2 protein-coding genes and 3 pseudogenes are annotated in these 3,220 nt (G+C 67.2%); 4 read left to right on the forward strand and 1 reads right to left on the reverse strand.

The window, feature by feature from the left end; translation table 11 throughout:
* Positions 1-32: 32 nt before the first annotated feature.
* Positions 33-581: pseudogene (locus tag ACNPQM_RS43820) on the forward strand (transposase); the annotation flags it as partial.
* Positions 582-764: 183 nt separating this feature from the next.
* Here ACNPQM_RS43820 and ACNPQM_RS43825 read toward each other — a convergent pair.
* Complete coding sequence (locus ACNPQM_RS43825; RefSeq protein ID WP_418088377.1) at positions 765-1,343, reverse strand: TetR/AcrR family transcriptional regulator; 579 nt, start codon at positions 1,341-1,343, stop codon at positions 765-767.
* Positions 1,344-1,441: 98 nt separating this feature from the next.
* Between ACNPQM_RS43825 and ACNPQM_RS43830 the strand changes: the two genes are divergently transcribed.
* From ACNPQM_RS43830 to ACNPQM_RS43840, 3 genes and pseudogenes are all read left to right on the forward strand, one after another.
* Complete coding sequence (locus ACNPQM_RS43830; protein ID WP_418088376.1) at positions 1,442-2,341, forward strand: DMT family transporter; 900 nt, start codon at positions 1,442-1,444, stop codon at positions 2,339-2,341.
* 106 nt (positions 2,342-2,447) lie between these two features.
* A pseudogene (locus ACNPQM_RS43835) lies at positions 2,448-2,729 on the forward strand (IS6 family transposase); the annotation flags it as partial.
* A gap of 387 nt (positions 2,730-3,116) precedes the next feature.
* Positions 3,117-3,220: pseudogene (locus tag ACNPQM_RS43840) on the forward strand (DNA-directed RNA polymerase subunit alpha); the annotation flags it as partial.

Here is a 3,220-nt window from a genome sequence, read left to right on the forward strand (position 1 = left end):
GGGAGGGTGATCACAAGCGGATTCCGGTGCGGGTGGACCTGGAGGGGTCCGCGGCGTGTCCGTGGGTGACGTGGTTCATCGATGTCGCGACGAAGATGATCGTGGGGGTGGCCCTCACTCCGCATCAGCCGGCCCGGGACGCGGTGCTGGCGGCGCTGCGGACGGTGGAGCGTGCGCTGGGCGCGTTCGCGGTCCCGGTGGATGATCTTCCAGCGTACAAGCCGTACCGGAAGGGCACCATCGAGTCGTTGAACGGCGCGGTGGAGGAGATGCTGCTGGTCTCGCTGCCGGACGAAGGCCGCAACGCCGAACCGTCCGCGTGCGTGATCGACGCACAGAGCGTGAAAACCTCCACAAGCGTTCCCGCCACGAGCCAGGGCACGGACGCGGGCAAGAAGATCGTCGGCAGGAAGAGAAGCATCGTGACGGACACACTCGGCCTGCTTCTGGCGGTCCTGGTCACGGCCGCGAGCGTCCAGGACTCCGTCGCCGGCACCAGCCTGATCGACACGGTGGCTGCCGAGCACCCCACGATCCGAAAGGTCTGGGTCGACGGCGGCTACCGCCAGCACCTCGTCGAGCAGCCGCGACCCAGGTTCACTTGTTCGGTCGCTGCCTGCTCGGCGTAGTACTTCTCCTCGAACTCGATCGGGCTGAGGTAGCCGAGCTTCTTCTGGATGCGGCGGGGGTTGTAGAAGCGTGTTTTTTCGAAAACACTGATCACGACCACTTGAAGGGGACACCCACGGACCATTTCTGACGCGTTACGCAGAGCTGTCCCCACCGGCACCGAGGCCGCTGAGGAGTTCGCTCGCCTGATCACGGGCACGACCGATCGGGTCCGGGAAGATGCGCAGGCCGTGGGCGACCAGGGCTCCCTCGTGAAGCAGCATGAGCGTGCCGGCCAGCTCGCGGGTTTGGTCCGGGGCGAGCTCCCGGACCAGGTCGGTGAACAGGGTGAGCATCCACTTCTTCTGGCCGGTGATGATCGCGTACGCGGGGTGGGACGCGTGGCTGATCTCTGCGTGCGCGTTGACCATGCTGCACCCCTTGGGGCTGCTGTCGATCATCCACGCCTTGGAGGCGTCGAAGACCGCGAGGACGCGGTCGACGGATCCCGGCTCCATATGTTCGAGCCTCTCGGTGACGCATGCTCGCCAGCGTTCGTCGCGGTCGGCGAGGTAGTCGACGACGATCTGCTCTTTGGAGCCGAAGCGGTCGTAGAGCGTCTTCTTCGTCACCCCGGCCTCGGCGGCGATCAGATCCACTCCGACGGCATGGATGCCGCGCTCGTAGAACAGCCTCGCAGCAGCCTCCAGGACGCGCAGTGCGGCTGGCGTCATCGTGCTGCGTCGCAGCCTCTCCACAGTCTCCACGGCATCAAGTATACCGATCTGTATACTCAGTCGGGTAGACCGATCTGTATACCGGAGAGGATCATGTGAACGCCCTGCTCTCGATCGCCTTCGTGCTCTGCTGGAGTTCCGGGTTCATCGGGGCCAAGCTCGGCGCGGACAGCGCGCCTGCGGTCACGCTCCTGATGTGGCGCTTCCTGCCGCTGGCGGCCATCCTGATCGCCGTCGCCGCGTTCAGTACCAGGACGTCGTGGCGACGGCTCACGGCACGGGACGTGGCCTGGCAGGCCGTGATCGGCGTGCTGTCGCAGAGCGGCTACCTGCTGACCGTCTTCTCCGCGATCCAGCTCGGCGTGTCCACCGGCACCACTGCCCTGATCGACGGCATCCAGCCCCTGGTTGCCGGAGCACTCGCCGGACCGCTTCTGCGCCAGTACGTCACCCGCACCCAGTGGCTCGGCCTGTGCCTGGGGGGCGGCGGCGTCGCCCTCGTCACCACGGCCGACGCCAGGGCCACCACCGGCGCGGCCTGGTGGGCCTACCTCATACCGTTCCTCGGCATGCTCTCGCTCGTAGCGGCCACCTTCCTCGAAGGCCGCTCGCGCACACAGGTCGCCCCCGCGGTGTCGATGACCATCCACTGCACCACCAGCGCCGCCGTCTTCACCGCACTCGCCACATGCACCGGAGCCGCGAAACCGCCCGCCGAGCCCTGGTTCTGGGCCGCGATCGCCTGGCTCGTGGCCCTGTCCACCTTCGGCGGGTACGGACTGTACTGGCTCACCCTGCGACGGTCTGGGATCACCAAGGTCAACACGCTCATGTTCCTCATGGCGCCCGTCACGGCCGTCTGGGGCGCCGCCATGTTCGGCGAACCGCTCACCCTCCAGACCGCCATCGGACTGACGGCGGCTCTCTCGGCCGTCGCCGTCGTGCACAGCGCCCGCCCACGCACACGGGAGGGGGCCGTTACAGCCACTCGTTGATGGCCCCGACGAGGACGGTCGCCTGTCGCGCCGGCCCTCGACGGTGACGGCCAGGGCCACATATATGGGCCGGTTGGGCACTGTCACGTTGGCCTGGCCCAGTGAGATGATCTTCGGGTCATCGTGGGAGGGGCTTGTCGTGGACACCGCGCCGTCGTACAAGGGGCACCGGTATCCGGTGGAGATCATCTCCCACTGCGTGTGGCTGTACTTCCGCTTCCCGCTGTCGTACCGGGAGGTCGAGGAGCTGATGTTCGAGCGCGGTGTTGAGGTCTCGTACGAGACGGTGCGGCGCTGGTGCGCCAAGTTCGGCCAGGACTACGCGAACCGGCTGCGCCGACGCCGCCCGCGGCCGGGCGACAAATGGCACATGGACGAGGTCTTCATCATCGCCCACGCAGTCGGCAACGAGGCCTCCTGCCGGGTGGCCCACCGTTGCGGCTACCTCCCCGAAGGAACCCTGCGCGACTCACACCGCTTCGGCGATGGGGCATACCACGACGAGCACCTGCACGCCCGCCTGGCCACCGACCCGGACCCGACCAACCCCACGGGGGAGCCGACGGTGTACGGCAACCCGACCACCGGACGGGCAAGCGACACGTCACGGTAGCTGGGCGAAGTCCTCGCCGCAGAACAACTGCCGGCCTGCTCGTTACTGACCCACGCTCCTAGCGGCGTCGGGCGGTGCGGCCTCTTGTGAGGTCGTATTGCCGATACCCTGTGGTGTCTATGGCGTCAAATAGCGGGCGCCGAAATCTGGAGGAACCGCCCCATGCTGATTGCTCAGCGTCCGTCGCTGACCGAAGAGGTCGTCGACGAGTTCCGCTCCCGGTTCGTGATCGAGCCGCTGGAGCCGGGCTTCGGCTACACCCTCGG

Origin of the sequence: Streptomyces sp. NPDC056231, assembly GCF_048270745.1 — a bacterium.
Classification (GTDB): Bacteria; Actinomycetota; Actinomycetes; order Streptomycetales; family Streptomycetaceae; genus Streptomyces.